This is a genomic window from Lentzea sp. NPDC058450 (genome assembly GCF_042721395.1).
Taxonomy (GTDB): Bacteria; Actinomycetota; Actinomycetes; order Mycobacteriales; family Pseudonocardiaceae; genus Lentzea.
Map to the genome: position 1 here is coordinate 1 of NZ_JBHXLO010000051.1, position 15,111 is coordinate 15,111.

At 69.9% G+C, this 15,111-nt stretch carries 16 protein-coding genes; 5 read left to right on the forward strand and 11 right to left on the reverse strand.

Annotated features, from left to right (window positions below; translation table 11 throughout):
• Window positions 1–337: 337 nt before the first annotated feature.
• The gene (locus ACFWNN_RS43510; RefSeq protein WP_382445849.1) at window positions 338–910 is read right to left on the reverse strand and encodes a hypothetical protein; all 573 of its coding nucleotides are present in this window, start codon (window positions 908–910) and stop codon (window positions 338–340) included.
• A 93-nt stretch (window positions 911–1,003) separates the two neighbouring features.
• On the reverse strand, window positions 1,004–2,650 hold the full coding sequence (locus tag ACFWNN_RS43515; protein WP_382445850.1) for a glutamate--tRNA ligase: 1,647 nt from the start codon (window positions 2,648–2,650) through the stop codon (window positions 1,004–1,006).
• A 103-nt stretch (window positions 2,651–2,753) separates the two neighbouring features.
• On the opposite strand from ACFWNN_RS43515, the gene ACFWNN_RS43520 reads away from it, so the two are divergent.
• Entirely contained in the window at window positions 2,754–3,374 is a 621-nt protein-coding gene (locus ACFWNN_RS43520; protein WP_382445851.1) for an L-threonylcarbamoyladenylate synthase, read from the forward strand.
• Window positions 3,375–3,377: 3 nt separating this feature from the next.
• Here the strand turns inward: ACFWNN_RS43520 and ACFWNN_RS43525 are convergent, their stop codons facing one another.
• Window positions 3,378–5,198: a S8 family serine peptidase gene (locus ACFWNN_RS43525; RefSeq protein WP_382445852.1), complete on the reverse strand. Its 1,821-nt coding sequence runs from the start codon at window positions 5,196–5,198 to the stop codon at window positions 3,378–3,380.
• A gap of 239 nt (window positions 5,199–5,437) precedes the next feature.
• Here ACFWNN_RS43525 and ACFWNN_RS43530 point away from each other — a divergent pair, with 239 nt between their 5' ends.
• A complete protein-coding gene (locus ACFWNN_RS43530) occupies window positions 5,438–6,400 on the forward strand; it encodes a hypothetical protein (RefSeq protein WP_382445853.1) in 963 nt (320 codons plus the stop codon).
• A gap of 93 nt (window positions 6,401–6,493) precedes the next feature.
• Here ACFWNN_RS43530 and ACFWNN_RS43535 read toward each other — a convergent pair whose 3' ends face one another.
• The gene (locus tag ACFWNN_RS43535; RefSeq protein ID WP_382445854.1) at window positions 6,494–6,700 is read right to left on the reverse strand and encodes a hypothetical protein; all 207 of its coding nucleotides are present in this window, start codon (window positions 6,698–6,700) and stop codon (window positions 6,494–6,496) included.
• Window positions 6,701–6,728: 28 nt separating this feature from the next.
• Window positions 6,729–7,310: an NUDIX domain-containing protein gene (locus ACFWNN_RS43540; protein WP_382445855.1), complete on the reverse strand. Its 582-nt coding sequence runs from the start codon at window positions 7,308–7,310 to the stop codon at window positions 6,729–6,731.
• Between the two features lie 122 nt (window positions 7,311–7,432).
• On the opposite strand from ACFWNN_RS43540, the gene ACFWNN_RS43545 reads away from it, so the two are divergent.
• Window positions 7,433–8,536, forward strand: coding sequence for a helix-turn-helix domain-containing protein (locus ACFWNN_RS43545; protein ID WP_382445856.1), 1,104 nt, complete (start codon window positions 7,433–7,435; stop codon window positions 8,534–8,536).
• A gap of 5 nt (window positions 8,537–8,541) precedes the next feature.
• Here the strand turns inward: ACFWNN_RS43545 and ACFWNN_RS43550 are convergent, their stop codons facing one another.
• Both ACFWNN_RS43550 and ACFWNN_RS43555 read right to left on the reverse strand, forming a co-directional pair.
• Window positions 8,542–9,435, reverse strand: a complete 894-nt coding sequence (locus ACFWNN_RS43550) for a ParB/RepB/Spo0J family partition protein (RefSeq protein ID WP_382445857.1) — start codon at window positions 9,433–9,435, stop codon at window positions 8,542–8,544.
• Window positions 9,436–9,514: 79 nt separating this feature from the next.
• Window positions 9,515–9,907: a CoA-binding protein gene (locus tag ACFWNN_RS43555; protein WP_382445858.1), complete on the reverse strand. Its 393-nt coding sequence runs from the start codon at window positions 9,905–9,907 to the stop codon at window positions 9,515–9,517.
• A 112-nt stretch (window positions 9,908–10,019) separates the two neighbouring features.
• Between ACFWNN_RS43555 and ACFWNN_RS43560 the strand changes: the two genes are divergently transcribed.
• Window positions 10,020–10,445, forward strand: coding sequence for a YciI family protein (locus ACFWNN_RS43560; RefSeq protein ID WP_382445859.1), 426 nt, complete (start codon window positions 10,020–10,022; stop codon window positions 10,443–10,445).
• Here the strand turns inward: ACFWNN_RS43560 and ACFWNN_RS43565 are convergent.
• Window positions 10,439–11,203: a PucR family transcriptional regulator gene (locus ACFWNN_RS43565; RefSeq protein ID WP_382445860.1), complete on the reverse strand. Its 765-nt coding sequence runs from the start codon at window positions 11,201–11,203 to the stop codon at window positions 10,439–10,441. The two genes, ACFWNN_RS43560 and ACFWNN_RS43565, sit on opposite strands and share 7 nt — an antisense overlap.
• Window positions 11,204–11,305: 102 nt before the next feature.
• A complete protein-coding gene (locus tag ACFWNN_RS43570) occupies window positions 11,306–12,226 on the reverse strand; it encodes a PucR family transcriptional regulator (RefSeq protein WP_382445861.1) in 921 nt (306 codons plus the stop codon).
• A 107-nt stretch (window positions 12,227–12,333) separates the two neighbouring features.
• Between ACFWNN_RS43570 and ACFWNN_RS43575 the strand changes: the two genes are divergently transcribed.
• A complete protein-coding gene (locus ACFWNN_RS43575; RefSeq protein ID WP_382445862.1) occupies window positions 12,334–13,044 on the forward strand; it encodes a Crp/Fnr family transcriptional regulator in 711 nt (236 codons plus the stop codon).
• An 86-nt stretch (window positions 13,045–13,130) separates the two neighbouring features.
• On the opposite strand, the gene ACFWNN_RS43580 is transcribed toward ACFWNN_RS43575, so the two are convergent.
• Together ACFWNN_RS43580 and ACFWNN_RS43585 are read right to left on the reverse strand one after the other, a co-directional pair.
• Window positions 13,131–14,132: a beta-ketoacyl-ACP synthase III gene (locus ACFWNN_RS43580; protein ID WP_382445863.1), complete on the reverse strand. Its 1,002-nt coding sequence runs from the start codon at window positions 14,130–14,132 to the stop codon at window positions 13,131–13,133.
• Window positions 14,133–14,201: 69 nt separating this feature from the next.
• Window positions 14,202–14,876 (reverse strand): PAS domain-containing protein, encoded by a 675-nt coding sequence (locus ACFWNN_RS43585; RefSeq protein WP_382445864.1) that lies wholly within the window; start codon window positions 14,874–14,876, stop codon window positions 14,202–14,204.
• Window positions 14,877–15,111: the final 235 nt, after the last annotated feature.

Sequence of the window (15,111 nt, forward strand, 5' to 3'; positions counted from 1 at the left end):
TCTCAAGCGTGCGTGGTTGCGTTTGTGCTGGTACGTCACGTCATTACCGGTTGCCGTGGTGCGCCCAGGAAGGACGCCTCGCCTTCGGCATTGCGGTGAAGCCAAGAAGCTCGGCTACGCCATCGCCGTACGCACGCTCATACGGGCTCGCCTTCGGCATCGCGAACACCTAAAGCCATTGGTACCCGGCAAGGCCACATCTGTCTTGGCTCACCACACCTGCCGCCTCGCCTCGCCCCGCCTCACCCTGCCTCGCCCCGCCTTGCACCGGCCTCGCGGCGCCTCACCTCACCCTGTCCCGCTACCTCGCCCCGGCTTGCTGCCCGTCGCACCTTGCTCAGATGGTGGCGAGGCCTGCTCTGGGTGGCCTCCAGGAGATCCGTTCCACGTCTGCCGGGTCGGTGAACGCCAGCACCGACTCGTCGAGCCTGTGGAACTCGAGCGTGCCCTCCCAGGTCTCTTCCAGTTCGCCCGCGATCAGCCACAGCGGACGGCCGCCGATCAGCAGGTGCACTTCGGCCACCATGCCCTCGTCGCCCAGCACGGTGGCTTCCTCGATCCTGCCTGTCGGCAGTTCGGGCAGTTCGCGCCAGCGGGTGCCTTGGAAGGGTTCGCGCCACCAGTCCGGGTTCTGGAGTCTGGCGTCGAAGTCGGGTTCCTGCGGGTGGTGCAGGCCGAAGTGGTCGTCGTTCTGGTAGTTGCTTATGCCGAAGCGGGTGTTGTCGGCCAGGTGCGCTTGTAGGCCCCAGAGTTGGAGGCAGGGGACGGCCGGGTCGTGGTAGACGTGGGGGCCTGCGTCGGGGACGTCCTCGCGGAGTGCGAACTCCACGCCGATCCAGGCTTTGACCGTCTGTCCACTCAGGTCCGCGAACTCCTGTACCCGTTCTGCCGTCCACGTTTCGAGGCTCACGCCTGAAGTATGCGGGTGGGGGCTCGGGATGTCCGCCCGATTACGCGAGAGGCCCCTGGCTCGGGTGAGCCAGGGGCCTCTCTTGCGGGTGGGTCAGCCTGCGAGAGCGCGGACTCGGCGGAGGACCTCGTCGGTGCCCAGGGTGCGGGCCACGGCGTGCAGGTCCGGGCTCGCCTTCGAGCCGGTGAGGGCCACGCGGATCAGTTGTGCCGCCTCGCGGATGGAGCCCGGGTAGGCGTCCGGGTTCTTCTTGAGTTCCTTGGGGTTCGGGGCGAAGCCGTGCTTGGCGGCGAGTTCGCGGATCTGACCGAACCACTCCTGGCCGTCTTCGAGGTCCGCGTAGCCGTCGGCGAAGTCCGCGGTGAAGGCGGCGATCAGCTCTGGCGAGAGGCCGCCCAGGCGCTCGTCGGTGCGGTCGGAGACCAGCGGGAAGAGCGACGGGAAGAAGAAGCCGTAGGCGGCGCGGAAGTCCGACCACTTGCGGAGGTCCTTGCGCGGGTTCGCGACCTCCGGGCCTCGCTCCACCTTCAGGGCCGCGAGGGCCGCTTCGCGCTCCGACGACAGGACGGTGACCAGCTCGGGGTCGTGGGTCGCGGCCCACTCCGAGACGCGGGTGATGATCTCCTCGCCGGAGAGGGTGGCCACGTAGTCGGCGCAGATGTCGTCCAGCTTCACGAGGTCCACGAGGGGGCCCGCGACGCCGCACTCGGCGAGGTTGATCGGGGCTTCCAGGGCCTCGGCCAGCGGCAGTTCGGCCAGGCGGGCGTTCACCAGGCCGCGGAGGTAGTACTGGACGGCTTCTGCCGGGAAGCCCGCCTCGATGAAGAACTCGACGGAGGCTTCCGGGTCCTTGCGCTTCGAGAGCTTGCGGCGGGAGCCGCCCTGCTGCTTCATCAGCGGCGCGATGTGGGCGTACTCGACCCGCTCGAAGCCCAGGGCGTCGAAGAGCTGCAGGTGGGTCGGGACGGAGGAGATCCACTCCTCGCCGCGGATCACCAGGTTCACGCGCATCAGGTGGTCGTCGACGGCGTGCGCGAAGTGGTACGTGGGGAGGCGCGGGGACTGGTCGGAGGCCTTGAGGATGACCACGTCGTTGCGGTTGGCCTCGTGCTCCAGGGTGCCGCGGATGGCGTCGACGAACGACGTGCGCTCCCCCGCCTTGCCCGGCGAGCGGAAGCGGACCACGTACGGGCGGCCTGCCTCCAGCGCCTCGGCGACGTCCTCGGCGGTCTTGTCGCGCCAGATCGCCCAGCGGCCGTAGTAGCCGGTGGGGAGCTTGGTGGCCTGCTGGCGCGCGGTGATGTCCGCGAGCTCTTCCTTCGTCGCGAAGCACAGGTAGGCGTCGCCGGAGCGCACCAGCTCGCGCACGTAGGTCAGGTAGATCCGCTCGCGCTGCGACTGGTGGTACGGGCCGTAGGCGCCGACCTCGTCGGCCTCGTCGGGCTCGATGCCGAAGTAGGCGAACGCCTTGTTGAACTGCGCGACGGCACCGGGCACCTCACGCGCCTGGTCGGTGTCCTCGACGCGCACGATGTACGAGCCGCCCGAGTGGGTGGCGATGTCGCGGTCGATCGAGCCCACGTAGAGGCCGCCGATGTGCAGGAACCCGGTCGGCGACGGGCCCAGGCGGACGACCTTCGCGCCTTCCGCCAGCCCGCGGGGCGGGTACTGCTCCTCCCAGAAGGACGGCTCAGGCAGGTCCGAGGGGAACAGGGCGTCGACGACGGCACGGTCGAGCATCGCTAAGGGTCTCCATAACCGGGGTGAAAGAAGTCGTCCCAGGTTAGCAACGTCGGCCAGCCGAAATGCTGGCCCCCGGATGATCGGCCTAAGCTGCCGGGTCATGGCCAAGTACCTCGACGTCCACCCGGTCAACCCGCAGAAGCGCGCCATCGACCAGGCCGTGCGGATCCTGCAGGAGGACGGCCTGATCGCGTACCCGACCGACTCCTGCTACGCGCTCGGCTGCCGCCTGGGCAACAAGGACGGCATCGACCGCATCCGGGAGATCCGCAAGCTCGACGACAAGCACCACTTCACGCTGATGTGCGAGAACTTCGCGCAGCTCGGCCAGTTCGTGGTGGTGGACAACGCCGTGTTCCGCTCGATCAAGGCCTCCACGCCGGGCAACTACACGTTCATCCTGCCCGCGACGAAGGAGGTGCCGCGCCGCATGATGCACCCGAAGAAGAAGACGGTGGGCGCGCGCATCCCTGACCACGTCGTCACGCAGGCGCTGCTCCAGGCGATGGGCGAGCCGCTGCTCACGTCGACCCTGCTGCTGCCCGACGAGGCGGAGCCGCTGGTCGACGGCTGGGAGATCAAGGACCGCCTCGACCACGTGGTGGACGCGGTGATCGACTCCGGGGAGTGCGGCACCACGCCCACCACGGTGGTGGACTTCTCCAGCGGCGAGGCCGAGATCATCCGCTACGGCGCGGGCGACCCGGCACGGTTCGAGTAGGACTTACGACACGACCAGGGCGTAGTCGGCGTCGGTCGCGGCCGTCTCGACGTGACCGTCCACGTTGACGGCGGTCGCGATCACCTCGACCGTCCAGGTGCCCGCGGCGGTCGTCTGGAGCAGGACGTTCTCCACGGTGTCGACGGTGTTCGCGCTGCCGCCGGCGGTGGAGAAGTTGCCGGCCAGCAGGCCGTTGTTGCCCCAGTAGACGGTGCCGTTGGGGGCGGTGACCTTCAGCGTCAGGTCGTTGACGGTGGCCTTGGCCGCGGTCGGCGAACCGGCCGGGTCCGTGTAGGCCAGCGTCGCGCGCAGCGGCGTCTGGCCGTTGGACGTGAACGTGTACTTGCGCGACTGACCGGTCGTGAGCAGGTCGGTCTCGTTCACCAGCACCGGCAGCTTCCAGCCGCCCGCCTTCGCACGGTCGTACATGTTGCGCACGGACGCGGTGCCCCAACCCTGGTGCGTACGCGTCTGGTCGTGCGTGGTGCCCGAGAACGTGTGCTGGTTGGCGGTGTTGACGAGCAACGCCTTCGCGGTGGCCGCGTGCGGACGCGACGCGAACACGTCACGGCCCTTGCCGGGGCCGCCGTCGAACACGCCGTCCGCCCACATCTGGAACATCAGACCGGCGTTGCCGCAGGTGATCGGCGTGGCGCCGGACGTGCCGCCGAACGACGTCGTGTACGCGGTGTCGTTCGTGGACGTCGTCGTGTCGATGCGGTCGTAGTAGTTGGAGATCTCCGGCTTGATGCGGCCGTCGGCGGCGGGGCCGATCGACGCTCCGCCGTTCCACTTGTCGTCGGCGCGGTCGAGCGTGTTGTAGTGGTAGTGCCCGCCGACGGACAGCACGTTCTTCGCCCACGCCTGCGGCCGCGAGCTTCTCGTGCCCGCGTTGCTCTGCGACTGGCAGATCAGGATGTCGTGGTCGAACACGATCCGGTCCATCTGCTGCGAGATCGAGGTGTACGACGTCGTGAGCGCGTCGCCCCAGCTGTTGGACTGGAAGACGGCCTTGTACTGGCCGGCGGGGTCCACGAGCTGCTTGGTGTGCGCGTAGCGGTCGCCGGAGCCGTAGATCGCGAAGATGCCCTGCGCCTCGGGCAGCAGGCCGCGGTGCGCGGACGAGACGCCGGACGCGAAGATCTGGCCGTACGTCGACGTGCCGTGCGAGGTGCTCGCCGAGTTGCCGGTGTGCATGACCGGCGGACGCGCGCGGAACTCCTGGTGCGTGGTGCGCAGGCCGCCGTCCATCACCTCGCCCCGCACGCCCTGGCCCCGGTAGTTGCCGACGCTCTCGATGTAGTTGGCGCCGGACGACTCGCGCGAGATCGCCATGTCGGTCTCGGGCGCGGACACCGGGTCGATCGCGGCCACGGCGGGCAGCTTCGCGAGCTGCGCGACCTGGCCACCGTCCAGGTTGGCGAGGATGTGCTCACGGCTGGCGGAGATGGTGCTCACCTTGCCGCCCAAGGACTTCACCTTGTCGGCGACGGCCTGCTGGTCGCGCGCGTCCTGCTCCACCAGCGTGATCAGGTAGTCGGCCGAGCCGAGCGCCATGATCTGCGGCTGGGCCTGGAACGGCCGCACCTCGCGCACGTAGCTCAGCCGCGAGACGCGCGTGGTGCTGGTCATGCGGGCGAGGTAGGTGCCGTTCTCGACGAACGCCCCGAGCCGCACGCCGAGGCCCTGCAGCTGGTGCCGCTGGCCGTCGGACAGGGTCGTGCGGAACTGGAGCAGGTAAGCGCTCTCCGCTGGTGCGGCGACGGCAGGAACGCCGCTGACCAGGGCGAACACCGTCGCAACAGACAATATTGTGCGCAGCACTAAGAAAACCTCCATCGGCAGGGGTGGCGGGGACCGGAGGGAGTCACCGCCCGTGACCAGCACGTTACCGGTAAAGGCCTGGTCAAGGCATCAGTCGTTCGGCGGTGATCATCTCGCCGGGCGATGTAGCAGAATCCCTTCGCACACCGCCGTTGCGTTCACCCGGATGGTTCATCCGGAGTAACGTCCGATCAGGTAAGCCCGACATGCCCGGCAAAGCATTTCCGCGCGGAGGACGGATGTCTGTCGCACCTGAGCAGCTGATGGAAGAACTGCGCACCCTGTGCCGGGGGCGCGGGGTCCAGACGCCCGGTATCGACTTGCACGTCGGACCGGCGTTGCGCCAGGTGTGCGGCATCGTCGAGACGGACGGCGCGGAGGCGGTGCGCCTGAAGCTGCGCGACTGGGTCGCGAGCGCCGCGCGCGCGTTCCCCGTCGAGGTCCGCAACGCGGTGCTGGCGCCGCTCGGGCTGCACGACGACGCGCAGTTCCGGTTCCTCAACGAACGCATCGAGTGGCTCGCGAGGCAGCAGGACAGGGGCGCGCGCACGGTCCGCAGGCGGATGGACGCCGGACTGCAGCGCCTGGTGGAGGTTGCGCTGCAGCCGGCCCCCTCCTCGGCGGCGCACGTCGCGCCGTCGGAGCTGTGGCACGTCAAGGAGTTCGACGCGCTGCTCAAGCTGGACGGCCCGACGCCCGCGTGCACGGAGCGTCGGACCGTGGTGGCCGACACCGACGGTGTCAACGAGATCGCGTGGTCGATCACGATCCCGTCCCCCACGCCCGACGGGGCTCCAGGTGACCTGGACGTGGAGGTGTTGCACGGGGTGGAGCTCATCGGCCACGAACGTCCTTCGCCGCGGCGGTTCCTGATGAAGCTGCGGTTGCCCCGACCCCTCAACGCGGGGCAGACGCACCAGTTCGCACTGGAAGTGCGTGTGCCGCGCGGACAGTCGATGCGTCCGACCTACGTGTTCTGGCCGGAGCGGATGTGCGAGTCGTTCCGGTTGCGGGTGCGGTTCGACCGGGACGACCTTCCGGACGCGGTGTGGCGCGTCGAGGAAGCCCTCGCGCGCGACACCGACGACCTGTCCCCTTGGCCGCAGGCCTTGCCGCTGGACGAGATCGGGGAGATCGACGTGATGTTCCCTCATCCGCGTCAGGGCAGGGGTTACGGCGTGCAGTGGACCCCTCGGGACTAGTCCGGCTGATCAGATCATCTCGATGCAGAAGTGCGGTTCCACGGCTGACACCTCCCTCGAAGAACTTGGGGAGAACCGCAGTCCGAAATGACGTCAGATCACCGTGGCGATGAAGACGCTGCCGGCCATGAATCCCACGAAAAGGCAGATGGCGGCAACCTTCATGACGGTGGCGAGAGAGCAGATCATTCTCATCGAGAAATTCACCTTCTCAATCTGACTGGCATTTCGGCTGCGTTCTCGCCGATGCCTCAAGAGTGGCTTTTGGCCAGTCGATTGAGAACGGGTTTCCTGTTTCACGCTGAATGAGGAAACCCTCGGAAACGCTTTATTGCAGGCTCTTGCGGCGCAACGCCATCACGAGCAGCGCGTGCGAGCTGCCGGCGTGCGGCAGCTTGCCCTGCTGCACGAGGTCGAGCGCGCGGCAGAACGGCATGGTGCGGACCCGCAGGTCGGCCTCTCCCGGCTCGAGCGCCGGTTCACCCTGGGTGAGGTCGGTCGCCAGGTAGATGTGGTCGACGTGGTTGCTGAGGCTGTCGGCGCCGTGGATCTGGCCGAGCGACTCCCACTTCGCGGCGCGCAGCCCGGTCTCCTCGGCGAGCTCACGACGGGCCGCGGCCAGCGGATCGGGGTCCGCCTCGTCGACGGCGCCGCCGGGCAGCCGCCATTCCGTGCCACCGTGCGTGTAGATCCACTGCCGGGTCAGCACGACCTCGTCGTCGTCCCGGAGCGCGAGGATCGTGACCGATCCCGGCGCGACCACGTGCGTGTAGACGTCCCGCCCGCCGTCGGGTCTCACGACGCTGTCGGAGCGCACCTCGAACCAAGGCGACCGGTGGATCACGTTGGTCGCCAAGCGCTGCCAGACCATCACCACACCAGCCGCCTCGTCGGACCGCGTCATCACCATGACTCACATGGAACCATCGCGGACCGCTTCAGTTAGCCCCAGTTGATCGTCAATCTCCGGCCAATAAGTGGACATTCAGGATTGGCAACTTTGTCCACGTCCACACTTCCGGGGGGAGGGGGGTGAAGTCGTTGTCGCCCACGTTCGGCCAGGAGGTTCGCCGCCTGCGCAACGAGCGCGGGATCTCACTCAGCCAGATGACCGGCCTCGTACCGTACAGCAAGGGACACCTGAGCAAGATCGAGAACGGTCAGGTTCACCCGAATCCCGAAATGGCGAGGCTGTTCGACTCCGTCCTGCAGGCCGACGGTCACCTGATCGAACTCGCGGACGCCCCCGCCCGCCCCATTCCCAGTGACCACACCACGCTGCTCACGTTCGACTCGATGTTCGACCACCACCGCGCCCTCGGTCACCGGCTGAGCCCTGACGTGGTTTTGTCCAGTCTTCGTCCACAAGTGGACGTGCTGAGCTCCATGGCCCGTTCGGCCGACGACCCCGGCCTCGGCCGCGGCCTGTGGCTGCTGGCGGCCCGGTACGCCGAGTACGCGGGCTGGATGGAGCAGGAACGCGGCGACGACGCCTCCGCCGCCGAGCTCACCAAACGCGCCGTCCAGTACGCGGCCAAGGGCGGCGACCCGGACCTGGAGGCCTACGCCTACGTCCGCGCCTCGGAGTTCGCCCTGTACCGGGGTGACGCGCACGCCACCGTCGCGTTCGCCCGCAAGGCGGGCAGGTCCCGTTCGAAGGCCGTGCAGGCCGTGGCCGCCCAGCGGGAGGCCCAGGGGTACGCGCTCGCCGGAGTCGCCGACCGCTGCCAGGACGCGCTGGACCGCGCCGACGAACTCCAGCGCGCGGTCAGCGAGTCCCGCTACGGCACGACGAGTCTCGTCGACCAGGTGGCCATCGCCCGTGCGTGGTCGTTCCACGACCTGGGCCGGCACGCCGAGGCCGCGGACATCCTCGACACGCAGATGCCGCTGATCGCCCCCGACTCCCTGCGCGCCCGCACCCGCTTCGGCCTGCGCCGCGCCCTCGCCCACGCGGCGGCGGGCGAGGTCGACCACGCCTGCGAGCTCGTCGTCGACCTGCTGGACGACATCCGCCAGGTGCAGTCGGCGACCGTCCACATCGATCTGACGGCGTTCAGCAAGCTGTTGTCCCGCTTGCGTCCCGCGGCAGGCCGTGAGGTGGCGGCCGAGATCGCCGAGATCCTCTTCGACTAGTGGGATCAGACCGCGGCGCGGCCCTCGCGTTCCAGCGCCTCGGCCATCTCCACCCAAGCTTCGGCGCACCCGCGGGCCATGTCCGCCACCAGCTCACGGCAGTGCGACGGCACCCCGGACACGACGGTCGCCCACTCCCCCTGCGACACGGCGTGCGCCTCCAGCCAGCGCAGCACCAGCCGGCCGTGCTCGTTGAACCGCAACGACGGATCGCGCCGCAGGATCGGCAGGGTGGCGTCCGGGTCCCGGACCTCGCCCCGCGCCACGGGCAGCGCGGCCTCGGCCCGTTCGGCGGCCCGCATCCGCTCCGGCACGGGGTCGAGCCCCAGGCTCAGCCGCCGCCGCACGTCCCGCACCGTGCCGGGTGACACCCCGGCGGCGCGGGCGATGTCGCGCAACGACGCGTCGGGCCGTTCCTCCACCATCCGGCCCGCCAGCCGGCGACCGGCGGCGGAGTTCACCGGCCGGACCTTGCCGTCGCGCCCCACCCGCACCGGCGCCTGACCGCCCACGGCGCGCCGCAGCACGCCGACGGACTTGGCGGCGAGACCGGTGGCGGCGGCGATCGCGCGGTCCGACCACTGCGGGTGCGAGCGCAGCAGACGACGCGCGGCGGCCTCGCGGTCGGCGGTCGACAGCGTCGTGAGGTTCAGCGACACGGACAGGCCGAACACGTCCTCGGCCGGTCCGTCGACGTACTCGACCTCGACGGCACGGCAGCCGCGCAGCACGGCGGCCTTCAGGCGGTGGGTGCCGTCGACGACCTTCATCGTCGGGCGGTGCACGACGATCGGCGGCAGGTGGGCGCCGGACGACGCCAGCGACCGGACGAAGTCGTCGTTGTGGCCGCGCAGCCGCGGCGAGTCGGCGGACCGCAGAGCGGTGATGTCCACGAGCATGCGAAATCAAGCCCCCCAGGCTGATGTCCCCCAGAACCCCCAGGTGTCCGGGTACGACCCAAGAAGGTTAGCTACTCGTTCAACGGGAGCGCCACTCAATCGCGGGACAGACGTCCATCACCATGTGCAGTCCGGCCGCGCGGGCACGGGCGTACGCGGCGTCGTCGACCACTCCGAGCTGGAACCACACGGCTTTCGCGCCGATCGCGACGGCCTCATCGGCGAACTGGCCCGCGTCCTCCGATCGGCGGAACACGTCCACGACGTCGACCGGGAACGGGATGTCGGCGAGCGTCGCGTACCCCTGCTCACCGTGCACGGTCTCGGCGGACGGGTGCACGGGCACGATCTTCCTGCCGCGCTCCTGGAGGCACCGCGCCACGCCGTGCGCCGCGCGGGACGGGTTGTCCGAGAGCCCCACGACGGCCCAGACCTGGCAGTTCTCGAGGATCCAGTCGACGTCTTCGCGCATGCCTCCAACACTAACCTGTGACCCCGGTCACAATCCGCGGAAGCCGGTCGAAACAGCGGGGACCCCGATCGACGCGTGGGTAGAAACGCACCGGACACGTGAGGAGATCGAGATGCGCTTCATGGTGATCGTCAAGGCCAACGAGGACTCCGAGAGCGGCAGGATGCCGACGACGGAGGAGCTCACCGAGATGGGCAACTACAACGAGGAGCTGGTCAAGGCCGGTGTGATGCTCGCGGGTGACGGCCTCTACCCGAGTGCGAAGGGCGCGCGGGTCGCGTTCGACGGCAAGGGCTCGACGACGGTCGTCGACGGTCCGTTCGCCGAGGCCAAGGAGCTCATCGCGGGCTTCTGGATCTGGGAGCTGCCGAGCCTGCAGGACGCCGTGGAGTGGCTGAAGAAGGCGCCGTTCTCCGAGGGCGAGGTCGAGATCCGCCAGATCCACGGCCCGGAGGCGTTCGGCGACGCCCTGACGCCGGAGATCCAGGCGCAGGAGGACCGGCTGCGCGAGCAGGTCGCGGCCCAGCACGGTCAGTGAGTGCCCGGGAGCGGCACTTCCGGTGTTGAGTGAGCGGTCAGCGCGACGCTCAGGGTGAGCAACGCGCGCGGCGAGGTCGGACGGCAGCCGGTGAGCCGTTCGACCGTCCGCAGGCGGTCGTCGAGGGTGCTGCGGTGGATGTCGAGCGTGCGCGCCGCTGCCGTGCGGTTGCCGTCCTCGGCGATGAACGCCCGCAGCGCGTCCAGCACCCCTGGCCGCGCCACCACCGGTTCGATCACGCGGGCCAGCCGGGCGGCGACGTGCGGCCGGCGCAGCACCCCGAAGTCCGCCAGCACGTCCCGCAGCTCGTAGACGCCGGGAGTGCGGCCGGACGCGATCCTCAGGACGTCCGCGGCCGTCGCGCGGGCGGTCGCGAGCTCGCGCCGGGGACCCCAGGCCACGGCCATCCAGACGTCCGCGCCGACCCGGTCGTGCAGCGAGCGGGCCAGCGCGGCCTGGTCGTCCTGTGCACACGGCAGCAGCGCGTACCCGCCGCGACCGCCGTCGAGCACGAGCGCGTCGGGGTTGTCGCGCAACGCTTTCACCACGAGGTCCGCGGAATCCTCTGTGGACGCGCAGAACGCGATCACCGCGTACGCGAGCGCCAGCCCGCCCGGGCAGTCGTCGGCACGCCCCGAGAGCAGGGTCCTGGCGAGCTGCCGGCGAGTCTCCACGTCCTCGACCGGAGGGAGGTCGAACGGACGGAAGATGTCCCGCAGCGCGTCTCCGAGCAGCCAGCTGTCCAGCACAGTGGTCACGCTTCGCCTCCCTGGTGTCAGCGAGAACGCTAGGGAACTGTCGACAGTCGGCACAGTGGGCTTGAGGGAGACTTGACGTTGGCCAAGATCGACTGAAGTCGTTCAGCCCCAGGCGTTCGCGCGGCCCGTGCTGATCGCCATGCCGAGAACGGCGAGGTCACGCGGGTTGACCGGGCTGAGTCCGGTGAGCTGTTCGACCTGCCAGAGCCGGTAGTCGATGGTGCTGCGGTGGATGAACAGCTTCTTGACAGCTACCGCCCGGTTGCCGTCGGCCTCCAGCAGGGCCAGGACCGTGTCCACCAGAACGGGATTCGCCAGCAGCGGCGCGACGAGCGTGTCCAGTTCGTCCCGCACCTCCGGCGTGTCCATCATCGCGCTCTCGAACAGCACGTCGTCGATGCGGTACACGCCGGGCGGCCGTCCCAGGGACGCCACCAGCGCGTCGATCTCGTCGACCTCCCTGCGCGCCAGGGGAACGCGGGCCGCCGGCCGTTCCGCGACGCACAGCCACACCTCGCCCCCGAGCTCCTGGCACACGTCCCGGCACGCGGCGAGCGAGGCCGGTTCGGCGACCGGGAGCAGCAGGTGCCCGGACGACGTGAGCAGCACTGTGCCGCGTTGCCGGAAAGCGCTTACCACCTTCTCCGCCAACGCTCCGCGCACCGCCACGACCGTGTAGGACGCAGCTGCCGAGTCCGGCGCGTCGCCGGCGAGGATCGCGTCCGCGAGCCCGTCGTCAACGGCGCAGAACGACGCCATCAGTTCGGCGGACACCGTGGTCCCGGCGGCGGCGACCGCACGCGCGTCCCCACCGGCGGCCAGCATCGCCTCGGTGAGCTTCCTGTCGGTGGACCGCAAGGCCACGACCACCTGTGGGACAGGGACTTTCGCAGACCGCAGCCGCTCGCCGACGCGGTGCGCGGCCGTTACGGCGGCGTCCTCCCAGCCGTCGGCGTGCGTGGCGGCGGAGCGGTAGACGCCGAGGAACTCCTCGTGCAGCAGGCGACCGACGTCGAACAGCACAGGCGCTCCTCTCTTTCTCGCCGTTGCAGGATTTCAGCGGGAGACCTGGGGAAACGCCCAGCGTTGTCCAGCGGTACGCCAGTTCCGCCCGCCCTAGCTTCGGATGCATGGCACCTCAGCTGCTCGCACCGGCGCGGCCGCCGATCCTCACGCCCTCGAACGAGGCGTGGCGCCAGTTCGCGCAGGCGCTGGAGCCCGTCGCGTTCGGTCGCGGCGACACGCTGCTGCGGCTCGGCGCGCCCACCCAGGACCTGCTCGTGCTGCGGTCGGGCAAGGCCAAGACGTGCTGCACCTCCGCCGACGGCCGCGAGCTCGTGCTGGACTTCCACTGCGCGGGCGACCTGCTGGTCGAGCCGACGCTGTTCGACGCGGCACCGTCGGTGTCGACGACGATCGCGATCACCGACGTGCGGGCCGGGCGGATCTCCCGCGCCGACCTCACGAAGTGGCTCGCGCTCTGCCCGGAGATCACCGAACGGCTGCTGGGCTGCATCGCCCGCCGCCACCGCGAGTCGCACCAGATGCGCATGGACGTGGTGCAGATGGACGCCCCCGCGCGCATCGCGAAGGCGTTGCTGCGCCTGGCAGGGCGGTTCTCCGCGGACCGCCGCGCCGCGCCGTTGATGATCGAGGACCTCACCCAGGAGGAGCTCGGCCAGTACATCGGGGCGCGCCGCGACACCGTCAACAAGACGCTCGCGGACTTCGCCCAGCGCGGGTGGATCTCGATCGAGCGCAAGAGCATCTTCCTCACCGCCCCGGCCCAGCTCGCCCGCCGGGTCCGCGTGGGCATGCCCGCCGTCCCCGCACAGCGCTGATCCACGCGCGGAAGCCCTTAGACGGCAACGAAAAGCACACAGGAACAACGGCCGGGAGGACTGCCCTCCCGGCCGTTGTTCTGCGCTCAGTCCGCGAGGCTCAGCTCCGGCCACACCAGCGTCGTGGCGCCCCAGGTGAGGCCGCCGCCGAACGCCGTCAGCAGCACCTTCTGCCCGGCTCGCAGCTCGCCCGTCCGCACCCCGTGTGCGAGGGCCAGCGGGATCGACGCGGCGGAGGTGTTGCCGACGTCGGAGATGTTCGAGACGAACTTGTCGCGCGGCACACCGAGCTCCGCCGACACGGCGTCGAGGATGCGGACGTTGGCCTGGTGCGCGATCACACCGTCCACATCGGACTCGGCCCAGCCCTGTCGCTTGAGGGCGGTGCGCGCGGCCGCCGCCATGCGCGCGACGGCGTTCGCGAAGACCTCGCGGCCCTCCATCCGGAAGAACTCGTCGCCGGGCGGCACGGCGCCGGGCGACGACCGTTGCCGCGACCCGCCCGCCCGCACCGTGATGAGGTCGGACCGCGCGCCGTCCGAACCGAGGTCGAACGGCCCGAGCGCGCCCGGTTCGTCCGGGGACCCGGCCCGCAGCACCACGGCGCCCGCGCCGTCGCCGAAGATGACGGACGTCGTGCGGTCCTGTGGGTCGAGGATCGTCGAGTAGGCGTCGCCGCCGACGACCAGCAGGCTGTCCACGATGCCGGCCGTGATCAGCCCCGCGCCGACGCCCAGCCCGTACACGAAGCCCGTGCACACGGCGGCGATGTCGAACGCGGGCACGTCGATCAGCCCGAGCCGTGACGCGATCTCCGGTGCCGTCGCGGGACACGGCCGGTCCGGCGTCGTGGTCGCGAGGATCACGCCTCCCGCGCCGGGCACACCCGCCGACCGCAACGCCCGCCGCGCCGCCTCGACCGACAGGTCCGAGGTGGCCGTCCCCGGCTCGACGACGTGCCGGGTGACGACCCCGATCCGGGACCGGATCCACTCGTCGGTCGTGTCGAGCCTGGCGGTCAGCTCGTCGTTGGTGACCACCCGCGGCGGCAGCCACGACCCGAGTCCCGAGACCACCGCTGCGCGCATTCTCCGGCCTTCCTCACCGTCGGTCCGGCGGGCCGGGACGGGTCCGCGCGGTCGAGCACGAAACCGGGCCTACTTGATGTAGTCGGCGGAGACCACGGGCGGCCAGCTGGCGACGCTCAGCACGCCGAGGCTGTAGGCGCGCGAGACGAGCGCGGCGCGGTTGGGGGCCTTGAGCTTCTTCAGCATGGTGCCGACGTGGTACTCGACGCCCTGCCGTGACAGGAAGAGGCGCGACGCGAGCCGCACGGTCGAGACGCCGGTGGCGATGCCCTCGAGGATGCGGGCGTCGAGCTCGGTGAGGATGCGGTTGCGGTCGACCACGACGGCGTTGGGCTGCTCGGCCTTCTCCGGGTTCACGACGACGACGAACTGCACCAGGTCGCCGTGCACGTCGTGGACGGCGATGCCGGTGATGTCGCCGGTGAAGACGGCGTGGTGCGGGCCGATGGCGGCGAGGTGCTCGACGAAGCGCTGGCGGTGGCCGTCGACGAGGCGCTCGAACTGCTTGCGCATCGGGCCGTGCACGCCGGGGTGCAGCAGCTCGTAGAAGCTGGTGCCGAGCAGCGACTCGCGGGAGTGGCCGAACTGCTTCACGAAGTCGTCGTTCGCCTCGACCACGCGGAGCTGGAGGTCGAGGCGGGCGAGGCAGAGCCCGGAGCGTTCGAGCAGAGAGCGGTACACGTCGGCGTCCGGAACGCCGGCGGTGTGGTCGTTGACGAACGTGCCTGCGGCAGCGGTGTACATCGGACAGATTCCCTCTCGATCTCGTCGGACTCGGCGTTTCTCTGTCCGCGGTTCATCCAGACGGGCAGAAGAGAAACTTGAGGTGGCGCGAGGTGATCTAGGTTTATTTCTCGTTTTCAAACCCGATCGAGTGAATCGTAGGAAGATTCCGCGAACCCGGTCACCGAGGTGTGAGGGGTGTGCCCTGATGTTGTGGTGAGCGCGGGCCGGGGGTTCGGGTAGGCGCCCGCGTCTT